At 67.3% G+C, this 21,808-nt stretch carries 19 protein-coding genes; 6 read left to right on the plus strand and 13 right to left on the minus strand.

Features of this window, described 5'->3' with window-relative positions:
- Positions 1-17: 17 nt before the first annotated feature.
- From QRN34_RS05730 to QRN34_RS05740, 3 genes are read right to left on the minus strand one after another with little or no spacing between them, the layout of a single operon-like run.
- Positions 18-1,247: a multifunctional CCA addition/repair protein gene (locus tag QRN34_RS05730; protein ID WP_285402814.1), complete on the minus strand. Its 1,230-nt coding sequence runs from the start codon at positions 1,245-1,247 to the stop codon at positions 18-20.
- Positions 1,248-1,254: 7 nt separating this feature from the next.
- Entirely contained in the window at positions 1,255-2,196 is a 942-nt protein-coding gene (locus tag QRN34_RS05735) for a complex I NDUFA9 subunit family protein (protein ID WP_285402815.1), read from the minus strand.
- Between the two features lie 40 nt (positions 2,197-2,236).
- Positions 2,237-4,342 carry a transglycosylase SLT domain-containing protein gene (locus QRN34_RS05740; RefSeq protein WP_285402817.1) on the minus strand — a complete coding sequence of 702 codons (2,106 nt, stop codon included), beginning with the start codon at positions 4,340-4,342 and terminating at the stop codon, positions 2,237-2,239.
- Positions 4,343-4,494: 152 nt separating this feature from the next.
- Here QRN34_RS05740 and QRN34_RS05745 point away from each other — a divergent pair, with 152 nt between their 5' ends.
- The gene (locus tag QRN34_RS05745; protein WP_285402819.1) at positions 4,495-6,147 is read left to right on the plus strand and encodes a glycosyl hydrolase family 17 protein; all 1,653 of its coding nucleotides are present in this window, start codon (positions 4,495-4,497) and stop codon (positions 6,145-6,147) included.
- A 216-nt stretch (positions 6,148-6,363) separates the two neighbouring features.
- Here QRN34_RS05745 and QRN34_RS05750 read toward each other — a convergent pair whose 3' ends face one another.
- From QRN34_RS05750 to QRN34_RS05770, 5 genes are all read right to left on the minus strand, one after another.
- Complete coding sequence (locus QRN34_RS05750; RefSeq protein ID WP_285402821.1) at positions 6,364-6,744, minus strand: hypothetical protein; 381 nt, start codon at positions 6,742-6,744, stop codon at positions 6,364-6,366.
- A gap of 7 nt (positions 6,745-6,751) precedes the next feature.
- Entirely contained in the window at positions 6,752-7,564 is an 813-nt protein-coding gene (locus QRN34_RS05755) for an endonuclease/exonuclease/phosphatase family protein (protein WP_285402823.1), read from the minus strand.
- Between the two features lie 87 nt (positions 7,565-7,651).
- The gene (locus QRN34_RS05760; protein WP_285402824.1) at positions 7,652-8,305 is read right to left on the minus strand and encodes a thiol:disulfide interchange protein DsbA/DsbL; all 654 of its coding nucleotides are present in this window, start codon (positions 8,303-8,305) and stop codon (positions 7,652-7,654) included.
- A gap of 30 nt (positions 8,306-8,335) precedes the next feature.
- Complete coding sequence (locus QRN34_RS05765) at positions 8,336-9,202, minus strand: thiol:disulfide interchange protein DsbA/DsbL (protein ID WP_285402826.1); 867 nt, start codon at positions 9,200-9,202, stop codon at positions 8,336-8,338.
- An 81-nt stretch (positions 9,203-9,283) separates the two neighbouring features.
- Positions 9,284-10,087 carry a c-type cytochrome gene (locus QRN34_RS05770; protein WP_285402828.1) on the minus strand — a complete coding sequence of 268 codons (804 nt, stop codon included), beginning with the start codon at positions 10,085-10,087 and terminating at the stop codon, positions 9,284-9,286.
- A 169-nt stretch (positions 10,088-10,256) separates the two neighbouring features.
- Here QRN34_RS05770 and yihA point away from each other — a divergent pair, with 169 nt between their 5' ends.
- The gene (yihA, locus tag QRN34_RS05775; RefSeq protein WP_285402830.1) at positions 10,257-10,904 is read left to right on the plus strand and encodes a ribosome biogenesis GTP-binding protein YihA/YsxC; all 648 of its coding nucleotides are present in this window, start codon (positions 10,257-10,259) and stop codon (positions 10,902-10,904) included.
- Positions 10,905-10,923: 19 nt separating this feature from the next.
- Here yihA and QRN34_RS05780 read toward each other — a convergent pair whose 3' ends face one another.
- Positions 10,924-11,412, minus strand: a complete 489-nt coding sequence (locus tag QRN34_RS05780) for a GAF domain-containing protein (protein ID WP_036139327.1) — start codon at positions 11,410-11,412, stop codon at positions 10,924-10,926.
- Between the two features lie 74 nt (positions 11,413-11,486).
- Between QRN34_RS05780 and bioD the strand changes: the two genes are divergently transcribed.
- The 3 genes from bioD (at position 11,487) to dcp (ending at position 14,806) form a co-directional block, all read left to right on the plus strand.
- Positions 11,487-12,158, plus strand: a complete 672-nt coding sequence (gene bioD, locus QRN34_RS05785; protein WP_285402832.1) for a dethiobiotin synthase — start codon at positions 11,487-11,489, stop codon at positions 12,156-12,158.
- A 35-nt stretch (positions 12,159-12,193) separates the two neighbouring features.
- A complete protein-coding gene (locus tag QRN34_RS05790) occupies positions 12,194-12,529 on the plus strand; it encodes a hypothetical protein (RefSeq protein WP_285402833.1) in 336 nt (111 codons plus the stop codon).
- Positions 12,530-12,613: 84 nt separating this feature from the next.
- Positions 12,614-14,806 carry a peptidyl-dipeptidase Dcp gene (gene dcp / locus QRN34_RS05795; RefSeq protein ID WP_285402834.1) on the plus strand — a complete coding sequence of 731 codons (2,193 nt, stop codon included), beginning with the start codon at positions 12,614-12,616 and terminating at the stop codon, positions 14,804-14,806.
- Between the two features lie 74 nt (positions 14,807-14,880).
- Here dcp and QRN34_RS05800 read toward each other — a convergent pair whose 3' ends face one another.
- From QRN34_RS05800 to putA, 4 genes are all read right to left on the minus strand, one after another.
- The gene (locus QRN34_RS05800) at positions 14,881-15,336 is read right to left on the minus strand and encodes a DUF2599 domain-containing protein (RefSeq protein ID WP_285402835.1); all 456 of its coding nucleotides are present in this window, start codon (positions 15,334-15,336) and stop codon (positions 14,881-14,883) included.
- The gene (locus QRN34_RS05805; RefSeq protein ID WP_285402837.1) at positions 15,260-17,122 is read right to left on the minus strand and encodes a hypothetical protein; all 1,863 of its coding nucleotides are present in this window, start codon (positions 17,120-17,122) and stop codon (positions 15,260-15,262) included. The genes QRN34_RS05800 and QRN34_RS05805 overlap by 77 nt, the downstream gene beginning before the upstream one ends.
- Before the next feature lie 77 nt (positions 17,123-17,199).
- On the minus strand, positions 17,200-17,781 hold the full coding sequence (locus tag QRN34_RS05810; protein ID WP_285402839.1) for a hypothetical protein: 582 nt from the start codon (positions 17,779-17,781) through the stop codon (positions 17,200-17,202).
- A gap of 199 nt (positions 17,782-17,980) precedes the next feature.
- Positions 17,981-21,133 carry a bifunctional proline dehydrogenase/L-glutamate gamma-semialdehyde dehydrogenase PutA gene (putA, locus tag QRN34_RS05815; RefSeq protein WP_285402841.1) on the minus strand — a complete coding sequence of 1,051 codons (3,153 nt, stop codon included), beginning with the start codon at positions 21,131-21,133 and terminating at the stop codon, positions 17,981-17,983.
- Positions 21,134-21,307: 174 nt separating this feature from the next.
- Between putA and QRN34_RS05820 the strand changes: the two genes are divergently transcribed.
- The gene (locus tag QRN34_RS05820) at positions 21,308-21,790 is read left to right on the plus strand and encodes a DUF2244 domain-containing protein (RefSeq protein ID WP_285402843.1); all 483 of its coding nucleotides are present in this window, start codon (positions 21,308-21,310) and stop codon (positions 21,788-21,790) included.
- Positions 21,791-21,808 lie beyond the last annotated feature (18 nt).

Genomic DNA, 21,808 nt, shown 5'->3' on the forward strand with positions numbered 1-21,808 from the left:
TCTCGCCGGACCGGGCGTCAGGCGGTAGGGCGGGGCACGGCGGCGATGGCCGCGGCCTGGGCTTTCTTCATCGCCTCGCCGATGGCGGGGCCCTGCAAGCCCCGTTCGACGAAGGGCTGTGAGGTGACGGCCGCAGCCGCGGTGCGGCAGCTGCGCAGGAAGTCGGCCTGCGGATAGGGCGCATCGGCACTACCGGCGCGTCCACGTTTGTCGGCCATGCAGGCGAGCAGGAACGTCTCCAGGCGCTCCGGTCGGCGCAGGGCGCCCAGGGCATCGAGCAGGCGGAGGACGGTGGTCGGCTTCAGTTCGAACGCCATGTGCGCGTTGAGGTGGTGCTTGCAGACCATCTCGGCCATGAAGGCGTATTCCGCAGGCACCTTCAGCCGGGCGGATAGTTCGCGAACGGGCTCGACGCCCCGCTGCTCGTGCATGATGTGCCGGGGCAGCACATGCGCCGGTGTCAGGGCCTTGCCCAGGTCGTGGGTCAGCGCGCACCAGCCGACCAGCGCATCACCCGGGGCCAGCACCGCCGCGGCATCCAGCACCATTTGCACGTGGATACCCGTATCGATTTCGGGGTGGTATTCCGGCCGCTGGGGGACGCCGTAGAGCGCATCCACCTCGGGAAACAGCAGGCGCAGGGCGCCGGTGTCCCGCAGCACCTGCAGGAACACCGACGGCCGGGGTTCGGCCAGTGCCTTGCGCGTTTCGGTCCACACGCGCTCGGGCACGAGGTGATCCACCTCGCCGTCGTCCACCATGCGCCGCATCAGCGCCAGGGTATCGTCGGCGACCGTGAAGCCCAGCGGGGCATATCGCGCTGCGAAACGCGCGACGCGCAGCAGCCGTACCGGATCTTCCGCGAAGGCCGACGAGACATGCCTGAGCGTACGCGTGCGGATATCGTCGACCCCGCCGAACGGATCCACCAGGTTGCCGTCGTCGCGCTGGGCGATGGCGTTGATGGTCAGGTCGCGGCGCTCGAGATCCTGTTCGACGGTGACGCCGGGATCCGCGTGGAACGCGAAGCCGTGGTAGCCGCGGCCCGTCTTGCGCTCCGTGCGCGCCAGCGCGTATTCCTCCTTCGTCTGCCCATGCAGGAAGACGGGGAAATCCTTGCCGACCGGCTTGAAGCCGGCGGCGAGCATGTCGTCCGGGGTTGCCCCCACGACGACCCAGTCGCGATCCACCACGGGGCGGCCGAGCAACTGATCGCGGACCGCGCCGCCAACGAGGTAGATCTCCATGGGCGCGTCAGGGGCGGCGCTTGGTGCGCGCCTCGTCCAGCCGCCGCTGGCGGACGGGTTGGCCCAACAGACGAGGCAACCAGGCGGCGAACGACTGGGGTGCGATGCCGAGCTGGGCCAGGCCATCGACCTTGCCGACGGAATCCGTACGCAGCGAGAGAAAATTGTCCGGAGTGAAGGGCTTGCCTGGCACGAACTGCGCGAACTGCGCCTGCAGGCGACCCAGGCTGTCGGGCATGGGAAGGACCACGCGGCGCCGGCCGCGTGCATCGCGGATGGCGCGAACGATGTCGATCAGGGTCCAGGTCTCCCGCCCGTACAGCTCGAAGGTACGCAGCAGGCTGGCGGAGGGCGTGGCGACCGAGCGGGCGATCGCTTCGGCGACGTCGCCGACGTATACCGGCGCCATTTTCGCCTGCGGCCGTGGCAGCGGAATGACCGGCGCCAGGCGCAGGAGGGCGTCGAACCGACTGACCAGGCCGTCGCCCGGTCCGAAGATGGTGCTGGGCTGGTAAAGCGTCCAGTCCAGCGTGGATGCCTTGACCAGGGCTTCGGCCTCGCCGCGGGAGCGGAGGTATTTCGATAGCCCCTGGCCGGCCTTGAGCGAGCTCATCTGGTGCAGGCGGTGGACGCCTGTGGCCTGGCAGGCCTCGATGACGAGACGCGTCAGGCCCACGTGGGCGCGTTCGAACGTGTTCCGGCCGCTCTCGCTGAGAATACCGACAAGGTTGATGACGGCATCTGCGCCGGCGATGTGCCGCCGCAGGGCCGCGGGATCGTAGACATCCGCGGTGACGGTGGTGACCTGACGTCCTACCGCGCTGTGCCGGCGCGCCTCGCGGTTGCGGGAGAGCAGCAGGAGGGAGTGCCCATCGGCCGCGAGCCGGGGAACCAGCGTGCTGCCGACGAAGCCGGTGCCGCCGAGGATGACGATGCGTTGAGCGTTCATGAGTTCAGCCTAGGCCGCCTGGCGCTCGACGCCAAGCGGATCAGCTCTGGGGTTCCTGAGGGGCCGGGGCGGATGTCGCCTCGGCGGGTGCCGGCTGTGAGACGGCGGGAGCTGTCGGTGGCGTGGGGCGGGTCACGGCGGGCGCCGGGCAGGCCACCGTCTTGCGGACAGCACCTGCCGACGGAAGCGAATAAGACGTGCCGAAGCGGGTCATGCGCGAGCCGATCGGCAGGGCATTGCCGGTCAGGCGCCAGTCGTAGATCACGGCGAAGGCCATGACGCGAGCGACGTATTCGCGGGTTTCCTTGTAAGGAATGCTGGCGACGAACAGGTCTGGGTCAAGCGTGCCGCGCGCGCTCACCCACTGGTCGACCTTGTTCGGTCCCGCGTTGTACGCGGCGCTGGCCAGCCACGGCGCGCCGTTGTAGCGCGCCGCCATCTGGGCGAGGTAGCGCGTGCCGAGGATGATGTTGGTGGTGGGCTCGTAGAGGCTGTCGCCCCCGTTCCATGCCAGGCCGTTGCGCTTGGCCACCAGCGAAGCCGTGCCGGGCAGCAGCTGCATGAGCCCGCGCGCGTCGGCGCCCGAGCGTGCATCGGTCATCCATGCGCTCTCGGCGCGGATGATCGCGTAGGCCCAGGGTGCTTCGATGCCCGCCTGGCTGGCCTGCTCGACCACGCCGTCCTGGCGTGCCAGCGGAAAGCGCTGCTCGTACAGGCGCAGGGCATCGCCGGACGACAGCGCGAACACCGCGCGGTCGTACCAGCCCTTGCGGAAGGCCAGGTCCACGGCGAGTCGCTGGGTGTCGGCATCGCGTCCGGCCAGCGCGGCCGTCCACTCGCGGCGGGCGTACTTCTGCAGGCCAACGGCGTAGAGTTCGAACGCGCGGTCCAGGCCCGGCTCCGCCAGCAGCGAGGCCTCGCGACGCTCGTCGGTGGCCATGGAGGCCGGACAGATCGCATAGGACGCATCGAGCCGGTCGGCGGCGAGGAAGCCGAAGTACGTCGCCTCCTGTGCCACGTTCTGGTAGATAGCCCGCGCTTCCGCCTGCCGGTTCAACCGCCCCAGCACCAGTGCCCGGAAATAACGCCACTCGCCGTCGTCTTTCTGCGCGGGCGACAGGGCATCGAGGGCGGTCAGCGCCGCCGGCCAGTCCTGCCTGGCCAGCGCGACGCGCACCCGCCATTCGCGTGTCGCGTCGGTCTGGGCACCCGCCGGCAGCGCCGCCAGCCGGTCCAGCGCGGATTCGTCGAAGTCGGTGGCGTGGAACAGCGCGAGGGCGTTGAGGACGGCACCCTTCTGTTGCTCGCTCAGGGCGAAGCGGGGGGCCAGGGTGGTCCAGGCGCTGTCGGCCACGGTGGACTGCTTGCGCGCCATGCGCTGCAGGGCAAGCGTCACGGCCTGGCGGCCGCGCGGCGTGTCGGGCCACGTGGCCGCGTCGCGCAGCGCGCCATTGGGATCGTTCAGTGCCTTGGCGATGCGCTGGGCCGCCGCGGCATCGTCGGCCGGCAGCCAGCCGGCCAGGGCGGCGACAGTGCCGCCCTTGCCCGCCTCGGCCGCGGTCTGGATGCGTATCCACAGGCGATCCGGCGTCAGCAGGCCCTGGTCGTGCGCCGCACCGAGCACCGGGTCGCAGGCGTCGGGCAGGCTGGCCTTCTTCCACAGGTCCGCCAGGTCGGTCGCGAACACCAGCGGCTCGCCACGGGACAGCTTGGCCTGGAGGGCGAAGCAGCTCAGCGCGTCGCCGAGCCCCGGCTGGTACATCGCGGTGAAGGTGGCCCAGTCCTTGCGGCGGGCGAGTTCGGTGAGGAAATCGCGGCGAAGGTCGCTTGCGGGGATCAGCCCGCGATTGGCATTGAGGTAAGCCTCGACGCGTGCGCGATCGAGGGTGCGCAGGTCGTGCTCGAGGGCGGCTGCCTCGAGGTAGGGGAACAAGGCATAGTGTTCGAGGCCGCCGGCCTGGGCACGCCACGCGTCGCCGCCCTGCTGGGCGACGGCATAGGCCTGGCGAAAACGCGCGCGCTCGGCGTCGGTACCCTCGGCCGAAGCGCCCAGCGTGACGGCGAGGCCACAGGCGGCAAGGGCGAGACCGGCCATGAGGCGGAACGAGCGGACGCTGCGTCGTAGTGCCTTCGGGGCGAAGACCATCGGGATTCCTTCACGGGTGCTTACCCGACGATTGTAAGCGAAGCGGGTGCGCAGGCTTGATGAACGCTGCGCACGGGAGGCATCGCTCCGGCCCGTGCGGGTCCGCTAAGCTTGGACGGTTTCCTCCTTTACGCTCTGGCAACTGGAACGGCATGCCGCCCCATCTCTCCCATGCGCGCCTGGCGCGACCCTTCGCCTGGCTCATCCTTGCCCTGGCCGTCGTCCTCGGTGCGGGGTACTGGTTCGTCCTCGGCCGCCCGATCGCCCTGCCGGACTCACCGACGGCCAAGATTGCCTGTGTGTCCTACGCGCCGTTCCGCCTGAAGGGCGAAACGCCGTTCGACATCCATGCGTTCATTCCCCCCGAGCGCATCGACGCCGACCTCAAGGCGTTGTCCACGCGTTTCGATTGCGTACGTACGTATTCGATGGGCCAGGGCCTGGGGGCTGTTCCCGATCTTGCCGGCCGCTACGGCATGAAGGTGCTGATGGGCATCTGGCTGGGTCGCGATCCGGCCGCGAACGAGCGAGAGATCCAGCTGGGTCTTGCGGCGGCGCGGCGCGATCACGACAGCCTGCGCGGCATCGTGGTGGGTAACGAGGTGCTGCTACGCGGCGAACTGTCGGAGAAGGAACTGGCCGGCTACATCGCGCGGGTGAACAAGGCCACGGACGTTCCGGTGACCTACGCCGACGTGTGGGAGTTCTGGCAGAAGCATCCCGCGCTGGCCAAGGCGACGGATTACCTCACCATCCACATCCTGCCGTACTGGGAAGACCAGCCGGTGGCGCCCGAGGACGCGGTGCGCCATGTCGCGGACGTGTACCAGAAGATGAAGCGTGAGTTTCCGGGCAAGGCCATCATGATCGGCGAGACCGGCTGGCCCAGCCAGGGCCGCACTCGTCGCGACGCTAGCGCCAGCCTGGTCAACGAAGCGCGCTACATGCGCGAATTCCTGAACTATGCGGCGACGGTGGACATGCCGTACAACGTCATCGAGGCCTTCGACCAGCCGTGGAAGCGCGACCTGGAAGGCACGGTGGGCGGCTACTGGGGCATTTTCGACGCGGATGCCGAACCCAAGTTCGCCATGCAGGGCCCCATCGTCGAAGAGCCGCGCTGGACGTGGGCCATCGCCGCGGGTGGTTTGATGGCGCTGGTCTTCGTGGCGGCGGGTGCGGTACGTCGCCGCTGGCGGGGGGTATCGGGCTGGGCGGCGCTCGCGTTCGCCGGCTTCGCCACGGGCACCGCGCTGGCCGCCCACTTGCGGCTGCTGTCGTTCGCCGCGCGCAACGACGTGGAGTGGACGGTCGGCATCGTCATCGGTTTGCTGGCGCTGCTCACCGCCGTGTCGCTGTCGCGAACCATCGCGGCGCGCTTGGCCTCGCCGGTGGATCCTGCCGCGGTAGCGCCGCGCCCCGTGGAGCGTCGGCGCCTCGGCATCGCCTGGTCCGACGCATTCACGCCGCAGCGTTTCTTCTGGATGTTCGTCCTCACGCTCTACGGCATCCTGCTGGTGTTCAACGGACGCTACCGCGACTTTCCCATCGGCCTGTTCGCGCTGCCGTGCATCGGGTTCCTCGTGCTCGGCGTGCTGCGCACGCGCAACGACACGCTGATGCCCCTGGTGGAGGAACGCCTGCTGGCCGTGTGGTTGCCGCTGCTGGCGGTGGCTGTCGTGGTCCAGGAGCAGGGCGCGAACGCCGTGTCGTGGGGCTGGCTGGTACTCAACCTGGCGATGGCGCTACCGGTGCTGAGCGCCTGGCGCCGCGCGCGCCTGCCCGAGCCCGATACCAACGTGTAGGAGCGCACGATGTGCGCGATGGGGGGTGCCTCTTCGCCGCTTCGTTGGCTTTTCGCGCACATCGTGCGCTCCTACGCGTTGGCTTTTCGCGCACATCGTGCGCTTCTACGCGTGGCTTTTCGCGTACATCGTGCGCTCCTACGCGTTGGCTTTTCGCGCACATCGTGCGCTCCTGCGCGTCGGCCTATCGCGCACATCGTGCGCTCCTGCATGGCCCTAATTTGCCGGGGCGGGGAGGGCGCGGTCGTATTGCACGCGGACCAGGCGCAGGGCGCCGATTAGAAGCGCCAGGGCGCCGCCTTCGTAGCAGTACAGCTGCAGGGCGATGACGCCCAGCGACGCGGCGAGCACGGCGGATACCGTGCTGCGCCAGAACAGGGCGACCAGGGCCATCAGCACGGCGGCGTAGCCGTAGGCGTAGGTCAGGAAGCCCTGCACGATGAGGTTTCGCGTGGTGCACCACCAGGGGCCGTCGGCACCGTCGCAGGCATGCGCCGCGTCGGCGGGTTCGATGAAGCCGTAGCGCAACACGGTGGCGCCGAGCGCGACGAGGACGATGACGACCCAGGGCAGGGCGGCGCGCAGGCTGGACTTCATGAGGGAGTTATCTCGTGGGCAGGGCGCCGGCGGCCTCGGCCAGCGCGAGCGGCAGGCGGATTTCAGCGGCAAGCGGCAGATGATCGGAGAAGGCGCGGGGCAATGTCCATGTCCGGTCCAGCGCGATGTCCGCGGAGGTCAGGATGTGGTCCAGCGCGCGGCGCGGTTTCCAGCTGGGGAAGGTGGGCGTGCTGACCGCGGGCGGCTGCAGCGCGGTCTTCTCGAACAGCCGACGCATTTCGGGCGACGTAGGCTCGGTGTTGAGATCGCCCATGAGTACCGCGTGGGGAAACGGTGCCAGCAGTTCGGCGATGAATCCAAGCTGGCCCATGCGCGCTGCCGCGCCGAGCGACAGGTGCGCGATGACCACCACCAGCGCGTCGGTGCCTGTGCCGAAGCGCACGAACAGCGCGCCGCGACCCTTGATGCGACCGGGCAGCGGGTAGTCGATGACCTCGCTGGGCTCGATCCGGCTCAGCAGGCCATTGGCCGAATGCGCCACGCGTGCCATCGGCCGGTTGGGCTGGTGGCTCCAGTAAGGCATGCCGGCGGCTTCGGCGATGTAACGGGTCTGGTTGAGGAAGCCGGAACGCAGGCTTCCCGCATCGGCTTCCTGCAGTCCGACCACGTCGAATTCGTGCAGGAGCTGGGCGAGCGAATCGAGGTTGTCGAGCTTGGAGCGTGCAGGCAGCACCGCGTTGACGCTGCGCGTGACGTAATCGCTGTAACGCTGGACGCTGGCGCCGGCGAGGATGTTGCAGCTCAGCAGGCGCAGGGTGCGTTCCGGAGCGATGACGGGGGGCGGCGTAAAGCGGGTCATGTGTGGGTGCTTTTGGGTCTCGTCCGGCGGTAGCGCCAGAGGATGCCCCCCGCCATGTGAACAGGGGGCATCGGGTGGGCGCGGGGCTTACTTGCCGCCCTTGAGTTCCTTGTCGACCAGGTACTTCGTGACGCCGTTGAGCTCGTCGAAGTCCTTGATCTGCGCACTGCGGTATTTGCCGTCCACAACGACCGTGGGCGTGCCGTCGATGCCCCATGCCTGGATCAGTTTGCTATCGGCGAGGATGCGCTGGTGGATGGTGTCGTCCTTGGTGGCCAGCTGGATGAACTTCGCCTTGTCCACGCCGTAGTTCTGCGCGTACCAGTCGGCCAGCTCGTCGATGGTGCGAACGGGGTAATGGTCCGTATGGATCGCCTTGAACAAGGCCGCGTGGGCCTTCTCGGCCACGCCGAGCTGCTTCGCCGCGTAGTAGGCCTGCGCATACGGCAGCCAGGCGTCGTTGAATGCCGCCGGGATGACACGGAACACCACACCCTTGGGCAGCTGCTTCTGCAGGTCCTCGGCATAGGATTCGTAATGCGCGCAATGCACGCATCCGTACGAGAACACCTCGACGACTTCGACCTTGCCGTCCTTCGGATCCAGGCGTTGCGGCTTGGCGATGGTGACGTACTGCGTGCCGTCGGTGTAGCTGGCCGCGGCGGCGGGGTCGGCCGGTTTGGCGCTGCACGCGGCAGTGAGGGCCAGGCCCACGAAAAGGAGCGATAAACGCTTGAACATGGAGATCTCCGTAAAGGGTCGGGAACGCGGTTACTTGCCCGCGGCTTCCTTGCTGATGAGCCACTGCACCAGCTCGATCGACTGGGGATAGCCACCGGCCGTCGCGGCCGTGAAGCGGTACTTTCCGTTCACCACGATGGTCGGCGTGCTATCGACCTCATAGGCGCGGATCAGTTCATCGGCGCGCTTCATCTTCGTGTTGATGGTGAAGGAATTGGCCGTGGCGACGAATTCCTCCGGCTTCACGCCGTACTTCGCGTAGAACTTCGCCACGTCGTCGATGGTCGGCCAGGCCGACTGCGCCTTGGGCTTGTTGGTCTGCTGGTCCATGATGCCGAGCTCGCCGCTCTTGAACACGGCGTCGAACATCGCGTCGTGGCTCTGCTTGTCCACGCCGAATGCCTGCGCGGTGAGATAGGCGCGCTGCAGCAGCGGCCAGTTCTCGTCCGGGCGGAACGACGCCGGCGTGTACGTCATGACCGTGCCGCGGGGCAGGTCCCTGACCATCTGGTCGACGATGCCGTGGAACTGGAAGCAGGCGGGGCAGCCGTACGAGAACACCTCCGTGACTTCGATCTTGCCCGGCGTGCTGGTCGGCTGTGCCGGGTCGATGCGGAAGTACTGTTTGCCCTCGACCCATTTGCCATCGTCGACGAAGGGCTTGGGGGCGGGACGCTTGTCGTCCGCTTCCGCGGCGGGCACGGGGGCCGCCGCCGCGCTGCTACCTGCGGTGGCGGGCGTGCTCGCCGCTGTCGAGGTGGCGCTGGCTGGCGGCGTCACCGGTGCGGTGGCGGCCGGCGCCGCGGTGGCTGGCGGGGGCGTGGAAGCCGCGTCTTGGTTGCCGGAGCCGCAGGCGGCAAGGCCCAGCAGTGCCACGCAGAGGAGGGGAAGGCGCATACGCATCGGGGTTCCTTTTCTTACCTTCGAGAACGAGAACGGGCCCGAAGGGGCCCGTTCGATCGTCCAACTTTAACGCCATCAGGGCGTCGTGGGTGCGGCCTGCGTCGGTTCGTTCGTGTGCAGGCCCTCGATGTAGCTGGCCACGGCGGCGATATCCTTGTCGTCCAGCTTCTGCGCGATGGTGATCATGATGCGTGCGTGGGGGTCGTCGCTCTGCGCGTTGCCGTCGTGCCAGGCCTTCAGCCGCGACTCGATGTACTTCGCGTGCTGGCTGGTCAGCTGTGGGTAGCGGGCGCCGGGATTGCCGCCGCCATCCGGACCGTGGCAGGCCATGCAGGCCGGGATGCCTCGGGTGACATCGCCCTGGCGGTAGAGGGTCTGGCCCTGATCCACATAGGCCTGATCTGCTACGCCCGGTAGGGATGCCTTGGTAGCGAAGTAGGCACCGATGTCATGCATGTCCTGCTCGCTGAGGGGCTGGGCGAAGCCCATCATGATCGGGTTCATGCGCTTGCCGGATTTGAAATCGGCCAGCTGCGCGGCGATGTATTGCTCGCTCTGCCCGGCGAGGCGCGGGTATTGCGGATCGCTGGAGTTGCCGTCCAGTCCGTGGCAGGCGCCGCAGGCGGCGGCCTTGCCCTGGCCGGTGGCGGCGTCGCCGGGCTTGACCGCGGCGGTGGTGCCGCCGACGGGAGCGGTGGTGGTCTCGGTCGTGGGCATCCCCGGGGTGGCCGGATCGGTGGCGGGATTGGCGCCGGGCTTGGCCGCGGTGCTGGCCGGCGCCGGCACGGTCGCCGCCTTCGCGGGCGCGGCCGTCTGGGCCGTGGCGAAATTCATGACGAGCATCGCGGTGATGGCAGCGGCGGCGTGCCGAAACTTCATACGTCTCTCCAGGAGGGATGCTTCCGAGTCGGGCGAGCTCCCCAGCGCGCCGCGATCAAAAGATTATGGGGGGCGCGGGAGAGCCCGGTCAAACCGCGTCGGCGCGCGGCTGCGCGCGGTATCGCATACACTGCCCGACCGTCGATCCCCGCCTTCCGGCCAGCCGCACATGTCCTCGAACCCCCTCAACAGTGCCCGCTTCGTGCTGGCCGCCAACGAAATCACCCAGTTGCCCTACGACCAGGGTGCCGAGGTGGCGTTCGCCGGCCGGTCCAACGCCGGCAAGTCGAGCGCGCTCAACGCGCTGACCGGCCACAACGGCCTGGCCCGGACGTCCAAGACACCGGGGCGCACCCAGTTGATGGTGGTGTTCGACCTGGCCCCGCTGAAGATCGAGGGCGAGGCGCCGGTGGATGCGCGGCTGGTCGACCTGCCGGGCTACGGCTACGCCAAGGTGCCCGAAGCCATGCGCATGCACTGGCGTGGCGAGATCGATGCCTACCTGAAGATGCGCCGCAGCCTGCGCGGCATCGTGCTGATCGTGGACATCCGCCACGAGCTGAAGGATTTCGACCGGACGATGCTCGCGTTCTGCGCGGCTACCGACCTGCCCTGCCATGTGTTGATGACCAAGGCCGACAAGCTCTCCCGCGGGCAGGCCTCGGCCGCCCTGGAGGCCCTGCGCAAGGATTTCCGGACCAACAACGTGCGCGGCACCGCGCAGGTGTTCTCGTCGCCGGCCAAGACCGGTATCGAGGAGGCGCGCGCCCGCGTCATGGAACTGCTGGCGACGCCGCGCCCGCACGAACTGGTCTAGGCGTGCCAGCGCCCGCCGGCTAGCCCAGTGTGGCCATGAAGGCGCGGCACAGCGCCTCCATGCCCTTCCTGTCCTCGTCGTCGAAACGGGCCACGCGGGGGCTGTCCACGTCCCACACGCCGAACAGGCTGCCGTCGGCTTTCGTCAGCGGCACCACGATTTCCGAATTGGAGGCGGCATCGCAGGCGATGTGGCCGTCGAAGTCGTGGACGTCGCGCACCACCTGGGTCTGCAGGGTCTGTGCCGCCGTGCCGCAGACGCCGCGTCCCAGCGCGATGCGGATGCACGCCGGTTTGCCCTGGAAAGGCCCGACCACCAGTTCGCTGCCGTCGTAGAGGTAGAACCCCGCCCAGTTGAGTTCCGGCACGGCGTCGTAGACCAGCGCGGCGAAGTTGGCGGCGTTGGCGATCACGTTCGTCTCGCCGTGCATCAGGCCCTGGGCCTGTTGCAGCAGTTCCGCGTAAAGCGCGGCCTTGTCCCCGGTGGCGATGGCCTTGGCTTCGAACATGGCGGTTCCCGTTCATTTCGTCATAGGAAGCCGTGTATGGTGCCATGCCATCGCTCCCGCAAGGCCGCCCACGCATGTCGCGACATCTCTTCGTCGCCGGTACCGATACCGGCATCGGCAAGACGCACGCCGCCCAGACCCTGGTGCACGCGTTCCGCCAGGCCGGCGAACGGGTCGCCGGGATGAAGCCCGTGGCCAGCGGATCCGGGCGCACGCGGGAGGGCCTGCGTAACCAGGATGCCCTGGACCTGCAAGCCGCCAGCTGGCCACCGCCGCCGTACGCGCTCGTCAACCCACTCGCCTTCGAGGACGCGGTAGCCCCGCACCTCGCCGCGGCCCGCAGCGGTCGCCAGGTGACCTGGCCGCCGCTGGACGACGCGTTCGCGGCACTCGGCGTGGACTACGAGCGGGTGGTGGTCGAGGGCGTCGGCGGCTGGCTGGTGCCGCTTGGCGCGGGCCTCTCCGCGGAGGATTTTCCCCGTCGCTGGAACCTGCCCGTGGTGCTGGTGGTCGGCATCCGCCTGGGCTGCATCAACCATGCCCGGCTCAGCGCCCGGGCCATCGCTGCCGATGGTTGCCGCCTCGCCGGCTGGATCGCCAACATCATCGAACCGACGATGCCGTTGCTGGAGGAAAACATCGGCACGCTGCGCGATTACCTGCCGGCCCCGTGCCTGGGCGTGCTGCCCTACCGCATCGCCCCGGTGGATGCGGCCAACCTTCTCGACCTTTCGCTGCTGGGCTGACGGCGGCTTCACGCGTACGGACGTAACAAGGCGGCATGACCACCTACTACCTTTCGGTAAAAGACATGAGCCGGGCCAAGGGCCCGGACCCCGAGCTGTCGTTCCAGGGCATCGGCCCCGACAAGCTCGCCGCCGACATCGCCGCGGCCATGCGCGGTGACGACCTGTTCCAGCGCTGGCGCGCCAAGCAGCCCGATCCCGACGAGGTTGATCCGAGCCTCGGCGCGGCGGACGGTGCGGCCTCCGCGTCCGGCGAGCTGTCGAACGACCGTACGGATATCCAGTTGACCACCTCGCTGCCCATGCGACTGGTGAAGCACCGGCTCAACCTGCTGATCGGCTCGAGCTGGGAGCTTCGCGATACCCGCTGAGCCGTTCGCGGTCCATGGCGGTTGTCCCCGCCGGCCCTGCACCGCTAGAGTCGGCGTTTTGCTCACCGCAGGGGACATCCCGCCATGCCGAAGGTCCGTAGCCTCGTGATCGCCATTTCGATCGCCCTCACCGCCGCCTGTTCCTCGTCCGGCGACGCCGACAAGGCCGCCACGCCAGCACCCGCAGGCACGGCACCGTCGAGTCCCGCCGCGGCAGCCACGGCTGCTGCACCCGCCCCGCATGAGAACCCGCTGCTGGTCGCCAGCACGCTACCGTTCCATGCGCCCCCGTTCGACAAGATTGCCGATGGTGACTTCCAGCCGGCGATCGAAGAGGGCATGAAGCAGCAACTGGCCGAGGTAAACGCGATCGCCGATGCGACCGACGAGCCCACCTTCGACAACACCATCGTGGCGTTCGAGAAATCCGGCGTGCTGCTCAAGCGTGCGCAGAACGCATTCAACGCGCTGACGGGCGCCAACACCAACGACACGTTGCAAAAGGCCGAGGAAAACCTCTCGCCCGAACTGGCCGCGCACAGCGATGCCATCTATCTCAACGACAAGCTGTTCAAGCGGGTGCAGTCGCTTTACGACAAGCGCGCATCGCTCAAGCTCGATCCCGAATCGGCACGCTTGCTGGAGGTGACCTACAAGAATTTCGTGCATGCGGGTGCGAAGCTGTCGGAAACCGACAAGACCCGGCTCAAGGAACTCAACAAGGAAGAATCCACCCTCGGCACCCGCTTCACCAACATGCTGCTGGCCGCCAACAAGGCCGGTGCGCTCGTGGTCGACGACAAGCAGTCGCTGGACGGTCTGTCGGACGGTGACATCGCCGCAGCGGCGGATGCCGCGAAGGATCGCAAGCTGGACGGCAAGTACGTGGTCACGCTGCAGAACACCACGCAGCAGCCGGCGCTCCAGGGCATGAATGATCGCGCCACGCGCGAGAAGCTGTTCAACGCGTCGTGGGAGCGCGCCGAACATGGCGACGCCAACGACACGCGCGACACGATCACGCGCATCGCGCAGGTGCGCGCCGAGCAGGCCAGGTTGTTGGGCTTCCCCAATTACGCCGCCTGGCGCCTCGACGACCAGATGGCGAAGACGCCCGCGGCGGCCGAGAAATTCATGGAGCGCCTGGCGCCGGCCGCGGTCGCTCGCGCCCGGCTGGAGTCGAAGGACATCCAGGATGTGATCGACAAGGAGAAGGGTGGATTCCAGGTGCAGGCGTGGGACTGGGACCACTACGCCGAGAAGGTTCGCAAGGCGAAGTACGACCTGGACGAAGCGCAGGTCAAGCCGTACTTCGAACTGGACAACGTGCTGCAGAACGGCGTGTTCTACGCCGCCAACCAGCTCTACGGAATCACCTTCAAGGAACGCAAGGACATTCCCACCTGGCAGCCTGACATGCGGGTGTTCGAGGTGTTCGACAAGGACGGCACCTCGATGGCGCTGTTCTACTGCGACTACTTCAAGCGCGACAACAAAAATGGCGGCGCCTGGATGAGCAACCTCGTCGACCAGTCCAGGCTGTTCGGCGACAAGCCCGTGGTCTACAACGTGGCCAACTTCACCAAGCCGGCGGCGGGCCAGCCGGCGCTGCTGTCGTTCGACGACGTGACCACGATGTTCCACGAGTTCGGCCACGCCCTGCACGGTATGTTCGCCGACTCGCAGTACCCGTCACTCTCGGGCGCCAACACCCCGCGCGACTTCGTCGAGTTCCCCTCGCAGTTCAACGAGCAGTGGGCCTCCGATCCCAAGGTCTTCGCCAACTACGCCAAGCACTACCAGACCGGCGCGGCCATGCCGGCGGAACTCGTCGAGAAGATCAAGAAAGCCAAGAGCTTCAACCAGGGCTACGCCATGAGCGAGCTGATCTCGGCCGCCTTGCTCGACATGCAGTGGCACATGCTGCCGGCCAGCGACAAGAAGCAGGACGTCGACCAGTTCGAGGCGGCGGCTTTGAAGAAGGCCGGCTTCACCCTGGCGCAGGTCCCACCGCGCTATCGGTCCAGCTATTTCCAGCACATCTGGGGCAACGGATATGCGGCCGGTTACTACGCCTACCTGTGGACGCAGATGCTCGACTCGGATGCCTTCGAGTGGTTCAAGGAGCACGGCGGCCTGACCCGCGAAAACGGCCAGATCTTCCGCGACAAGGTCCTCTCGCGTGGCAACACCGAGGAACTCGGCAAGCTCTACCGCGACTTCCGCGGCAAAGAGCCGTCGATCGAACCGATGTTGCAGGATCGCGGCCTGAAGTGAGCCGCCTGAAGTGAGCGTTCGCGGTGGCGGCCCACGACATGGGCGCCACCGCGATGGCATGACCTGAAACGTGGTCAGCGTGACTTGATGTAGGGATTGCATTCCGCCGCGACGGTCGCGTCATATCCGACCCATGGCCGGTGGGGCTCAAGGTTCCAGGTAGGCTTGTTCCGCGCGATCGTGAGGTGGCAGGTCAACTGATCGATCATTCCTTTGACGTTCTTCCACCGATCCTTCGCCGGATCGGGCGGCCCGCCGAACGTTTCGGGATCGCCGAATTTCTTCACGATCTCGTAGAACATGTTGGGGGTCTCATCCGCCTCGATTGCCCGGCCACACTTCGTAGGCACGAGTTGCAGACTCCATTCGTTATATGCCACTACCCAGTTGCCTTTCTCGATATACGTCGAACATCGCGCGGGTGCGGGTTGGAGATGCGTGTCGCGTCGAGGTTTAGCCGGCTGTTGGGCCCATGCGCTCGCGCTCGCAAACGTCAGGGCAAACACGACCAGCTGCTTTATCGCCGTCATTGTCGTACTCCTTGTCGATATCTGTCTGGTGGCTTCCGAGCCACCCGGTAGTCGTCACGAACCCAGGCTGACACTCGCAATACGCAGCAGCCCACCCCGCCAGACGAGTCCATGAACCTCCATCAGCGGTGCCGCCCGGTATTCGATGCTGGTCGTCAGTTCGCGTCAGCCGGACATATGGCCGGTCCGGTTCGATCCGATAGCCCGGCGAAGCCGGCAGGCGCAAATAGCGGGAAAATTGCCGGCTTTCGGCGGAACCGGGTCTGACCGTGTAGTTGATCGACCAGGGTAGCCCGCGATTTTCGGCTACCCACTCCGCGGGAAGGTCGAAGGTCAATGCGGTCGAGCCGGTGGCCATTTTTTCTCCGGTATATCGGTTCGTGGCACCCGTGATGCGAACCTCGACGAGATGGCCAGCTGCCATCGCGGGATAGGCGACCGTGACGCGTCGCGCTGCCGCACTGAAGGTTGGAGAAGGAAGCGCCAGCGTCTGGTTCGCGACGGTCAGTCCAAAGTTCGCCGACGTCGTTTGAGTCGTTCCCTTGATCACGGTAAACGTGATGCCGACCTTTCCGCCAATCGAGTCCACCACTTCCATGCGCGGAATGCTGAAATGAAGATCGCCAGGCGTGGCGACTGTCTTCTGCGGGGTTACATACGTTGCAAAACCCTGCCAGCGGACCTGTACCCGGTCGCCATAAGCCATGTTCGAGTACCGGGGAACATTGACCGTGACGTACTCCCGGGAATAGAAGTCGCTCAATCTCAGCAGTCGGCCGTCGTTGCCCGTCGCTTCCAGCACGGGCGGGCGGGCGTCGAAAATGGGCGGCCCGTCGCCGATGATCGCCTGATCGGAGGTCACGAACTCGAAGCGCGCCTCCGCGTTGCGCGTCGGCAGCGTGAGCCGGATGATCGGTCGCTTGATGGTCGTGACATCCGAATAATCCTTCTGGTCCCTTCGGGCCAGCGCAAGCCCGCTACTACGCGTATAGAAAAAGGCTTCGATGGGCAATTGCTTGCCCATCCCGCTGTTCCATACCTTGATGCGCACTTCGTTGGTCAACGTATCGAGCCATGAGGCAATGGAGGGCATGGCGTCGATCGACGCCATGAAGGCAGACGACGCGTCCGAGCCGTCCAGGCTGAAACCACATGTGCCCTCGCGCTTCACATCACCAGAGCCGCCGAGCGCATTGAAATGGGCCACCCATGCGATACCGGTGGTAATGCCCTGTCTCTGGCATGGGGCGCTCTTCGCCGGGGCGGGAACCACGAACGCGGTCTGTTGCCCGCAACCGCCTGGCGGCAGGCGGCCCGTGGTACCCGCATCGATGGGAAATACGCATAACGGCTGGGGAGACGTCCGGCTTTCAGGCGCGTCGTCATACGCGAAGAAGATCAGGCCATGATCGTATTGAGACGCCAGCGCCCGAAATGTCGCATCCCGGCGTAGGAACGAAAATGACACGCCACCATTCTTCAGTGACTCGGGGCTGGGGTCCCACGCGTGGGTGTTCGCGGGATTGCTGGTGGCCCTGAACAGGATGCCGGAGCAACGCAATGCGAGTTGGCCACTGCACGACCTTCGTGTGTCGCGATACCGGCTTGTCATGTCGGCGGCGACATCCTCGCCCCACTCGCGAGATGCGTACACGAAGGACGTCGGCACCGGCGAGGGGCGTGGCACGGGCTGACACGCTGCGACCAGGGCGGTCATGAGGCACAGCAGTAGGTGGCGCAAACGGCTTGGCACGGCAAATGATGGGATGCCCGTCGTGATTTGCATGTCCGTTCCTTCGGATCGTGGGAGGGTGTCAGACGGCGGCTTGTGCTACGTCGCCGTGTCCTGTTTTGCGCGGAAACCTAGGGTGTGAGGCATAGGCTCTCGATGCGCAGCAATCCGCCACGCCAGACCAGCCCGTGGACCTCGCGCAGGGGCTCGGCCCGGTACTCCACGATCGTGATCAGCCGGCCGCCGTTCCCACCCTGGTAGCCGCGCACGGGGCGCCGCTGGATATGGATCGTCTGCACCTCCTCGAAGGCACCGTGACGCCAGCTGAGGAAGCCCAGGTGCACCTCCGCGCCGGTGGATTGCACCTCGCAGCGCACCGTGCCGTACGCCTGGCGAAGCAGCAACCGGCAATCGTTGCGCGCGCCGCGGATGCCGGTCAGCACCATGCGATCGCTATCGGCTTCCAGCATGGCGCCAGCGTCGCCGGTAAGGATCACCAGGTGCATGAGATCACGACGTCCCTGCGGCGGGATCACACCCTCCTGTGCGCCGGCCAGCGCGTCCGTGACGGGCTCGTCGGCCAGGATGCCAAGTCGGGGTCCGACCAGATCGCGCGGGGATATCGAGGGGCCCTGCCCGCTCCTTGCGGACGTGGCGACGGCTTTGGATACCTGCAGGGCAGGCATGATCGGAACCACTGACTGCAACGTCATGTTGCGGCCCTCCCGGTGTGGGTGGGCGTCGGGTTCCGGCCGACGCTATTTGAAGGGGTAACCCCCGCACCCAGCATAGCCCGATGCTAACGACTGCGTGCACTCGGCGCGCATAACGAAAAAAGGCCACGTCCGTCTCCGGACATGGCCTAGGTGTGGTACGTGCCGAAATCGCGTAACGATAAAGGCGACCGGGCGGTTACTCCCCGATAGTCAGCAGCGACGCATTGCCGCCCGCCGCCGTGGTGTTCACCGTGAGCGTACGCTCACCGGCGAAGCGCAGCAGGTAGTGCGGGCCGCCGGCCTTGGGACCAGTGCCGGACAGGCCTTCGCCGCCGAACGGCTGCACGCCGACCACCGCGCCGATCTGGTTGCGGTTGACGTAGCAGTTGCCCACGCGCGCATGGCTGGCGATGTAATCGATGGTGTCGTCGATGCGGCTGTGGATGCCGAGCGTGAGGCCGAAACCCGTCGCGTTGATCTGGTCCACCACCTTGGCGAGGTCGGCGCCGTGCCAGCGGATCACGTGCAGCACGGGCCCGAAGATCTCGCGGGTCAGCACGTCCAGCGACGGGATCTCGTAGGCACGCGGCGCGAAGTAGGTGCCGTGCCCGGTGGATGCCGGCAGGGCCACCTCGCCGATCTTCTTCGCTTCGCGGTCCATGCGTGCGGCGTGGTCGACCAGGATCTGGCGGGCATCCTCGTCGATCACCGGGCCGACGTCGGTCGAGAGCAGGCCCGGGTCGCCCACGGTCAGCTCGGCCATGGCGCCGGCCAGCATCGCGATGACCTTGTCGGCGATGTCTTCCTGCACGAACAGCACGCGCGCCGCCGAGCAACGCTGGCCGGCGGACTGGAAGGCCGAGGCGATCACGTCCTTGACGATCTGCTCGGGCAGGGCGGACGAGTCGGCGATCATCGCGTTCTGGCCGCCGGTTTCCGCGACCAGGGCCGCGATGGGCGCATTGCGCGCGGCGAGGGCGCGGTTGATCGCCCAGGCGGTGTCGGTGGAGCCGGTGAAGGCCACGCCGGCCACGCGGGGGTCGCGGGTGAGCGCGGCACCGACCGTTGCGCCATCGCCCGGCAGGTACTGCAGGATGTCGGTCGGCACGCCGGCGGCGTGCAGCAGCTTGACCGCGGCATGGCCGATTAGCGAGGTCTGCTCGGCCGGCTTGGCGATGACGGCATTGCCGGCGGCGAGCGCGGCGGCCACCTGGCCCAGGAAGATCGCCAGCGGGAAGTTCCATGGGCTGATGCAGACGAACACGCCGCGGCCATTGAGGAACAACTGGTTGCTTTCGCCGGTGGGGCCCGGCAACTGCTCGGGCTGGCCGAACAGGCGGCGGGCCATGGTCGCGTAGTAGCGCAGGAAGTCGGCGGCCTCGCGGATCTCGGCAATCGCATCCGGCAGGCTCTTGCCCGCTTCGCGCACGCACAGCGCGATGAACTCGGCGCGGTTGTGCTCCAGTTGCTCGGCGGCATGCTCGAGAATGGCGGCGCGGCTGGCGGCCGGCAGGCGATCCCAGCCCGGCTGCGCCTTCACGCCCGCGGCCAGCGCCTTGTCGACCAGCGCCGGGTCGGTGTTTTCCACCGTACCGATGATGCGACGACGGTCGGACGGGTCGGTGACCTCGGTCTTCGTGCCGGCGGCGGCGCCACCGGCGACCAGCGGGGCCGCGGCCCAGGGGCCGCTGTGGCGGTTGACGGCGTCGGCGAGCTCGTTCAGCTCGTTGTCGTTGGCGAAGTTCATGCCCATGGAATTTTTCCGGAGTTCGCCGTACAGGTTGACCGGCAGGGGAATGCGGGGGTGGGGAATGGAGCTGAAGGCGCGCACCGTCTCGCACGGGTCGGCGACCAGGTCGCGCACCGGTACGCTCTCGTCCACCACGCGGTTGACGAAGCTGGTGTTGGCGCCGTTCTCGAGCAGGCGGCGAACCAGGTAGGGCAGGAGGTCCTCATGGCTGCCCACCGGCGCATACACGCGGCAGGGCACGTTGAGCTTGTCCTTGCCGATCACCTCCGCGTACAGGTCCGCACCCATGCCGTGCAGGCGCTGGTTCTCGTACGGGCGGCCCTTGGCGATGTGGTGGATGGCGGCGATGGTGTGCGCGTTGTGCGTGGCGAACTGCGGGTACACCGCGTCGCCGCCGGCGGCGAACAGGCGATGCGCGCAGGCCAGGTAGGAGACATCGGTGTTCGGCTTGCGCGTGTACACCGGGTAGCCGGACAGGCCGTTTTCCTGCGAACGCTTGATCTCGGCGTCCCAGTAGGCACCCTTCACCAGCCGCACGAACCAGCGACGGCCGGTGGCACGGGCCTTCTCGGTCACCCAGTCGATCACAAACGGGGCACGCTTCTGGTACGCCTGGATGACGATGCCCAGGCCGTTCCAGCCCTCCAGCGACGGATGCGCGAAGACGTCGCCGATGATGTCCAGCGACAGTTCCAGGCGGTCGGTTTCTTCCGCGTCCACGGACAGGGCGATGCCGTTCTTGAACGCCAGTTGGGACAGTTCGAGCAGTTTGGCGCCCAGTTCGACCCGTGCGCGTGCCCGGTTGGCCACTTCGTAGCGCGGGTGCAGCGCCGACAGCTTGACCGAGATCGACGGGGCCTCGAGGTTGTTCGGGAACGGGCCGCGGCCACCGAGCGCGTTGATCGCGTCACGGTAATCCTGCTGATAGCGCTCCGCCGTGGCCTGGGTCAGCGCCGACTCGCCGAGCATGTCGTACGAGTAACGGTAGACCGCATGCTCCTTTTCGGCGGAACGGTCCAGGGCTTCCTTGATGGTCCGCCCCATCACGAACTGGTGCCCCATGATCCGCATGGCCTGGCGCACGGCCAGGCGCACCACCGGCTCACCGGCGCGGCCGACCAGGCGGCGCAGCGCGGAGGTGAAGTCGTGGCGCGTTTCCTCCGCCAGATTGACCAGGTGGCCGGTGAGCATCAGGCCCCAGGTGGAGGCGTTGACGAACACGGATTCGCTCTGGCCCAGGTGTTTCTTCCAGTTCGCGTCGCCCAGCTTGTCGCGAATGAGCTTGTCGGCCGTGGCCTTGTCGGGGATGCGCAGCAGCGCCTCGGCCACGCACATCAGCAGCACGCCCTCTTCGGAGGACAGGTCGTACTGGCGCATGAAGGATTCGACGGCGCTCTGGTCCTTGGCGCGGGCGCGTACCCGGGTCACCAGGCCGGCGGCCACGTCGATGACGTGCTCGCGCTCGGTCGGCGGCAGGGTAGCCTGGGCCAGCAGGTCGTTCACGGCCTCGGTTTCGTCGCGCAACCAGGCGGACGTGATACGCGCGCGCGCCGGCTCGGCGCCGGTGGGGAGTTCGGGACGGAGGATCTGTGGGTTCACGGAGGGGATCGGGGCGAGGGGGAACGCCTATTGTAAGGGAGGCCGATGCGCCATGTGTGTTGCGCTGCGGGGCCCGCCGGCATGGCACCCCTGCGACATCGCGCCGCTTCCCAACCTTGCCGCTTACTGGCTACCGCCCTATCATCCCAACGTTCAAGGCACGCGACGACTTCCATGATCGTGCTTCGACCGAATGCCGTGGGCGGGCCGCGCGTGTTGTGGCTCCGGCCCAACCGGTCGCTGGACCGGCGCGGTCTTCGGCGGGTCGTGGTGGGCCTGGCGGCCTTGGCGCTGGCAACGGCGTCGCTCGGCGCGTGGCAGGGGAATGTGTTCGCTCCCGTGTTCGCCCTGGCGGAGTCGTTCGTCGTCGGGTTCGCGCTTGGCGCGGCCTGGCGGGCCGGCGGCAAGGGTGAGCGCATCGTGGTAGGGCCCGACACGCTCGAAGTCCGTGCCGTGCCGGGGCATCGGATCGTCCGTTTCCAGACGCACTGGGTACGGGTAGGGTTGGCATCGGCAGGCGGGCGGCAGCGCCTGTTGCTCACGTCACACGGTAACGAGCTCGAAATCGGCGCCTTCCTGGGGGAAGAGGAAAGGGTCGAGGTGTCCAGGAAACTCATGGTGCTGCTGTCCGAAGTCTCAGGCCAGACGCGCAGGTAGGTTCACTAAAGGTGCAAG

Source organism: Luteibacter sp. ME-Dv--P-043b (assembly GCF_030209605.1).
GTDB lineage: Bacteria > Pseudomonadota > Gammaproteobacteria > Xanthomonadales > Rhodanobacteraceae > Luteibacter.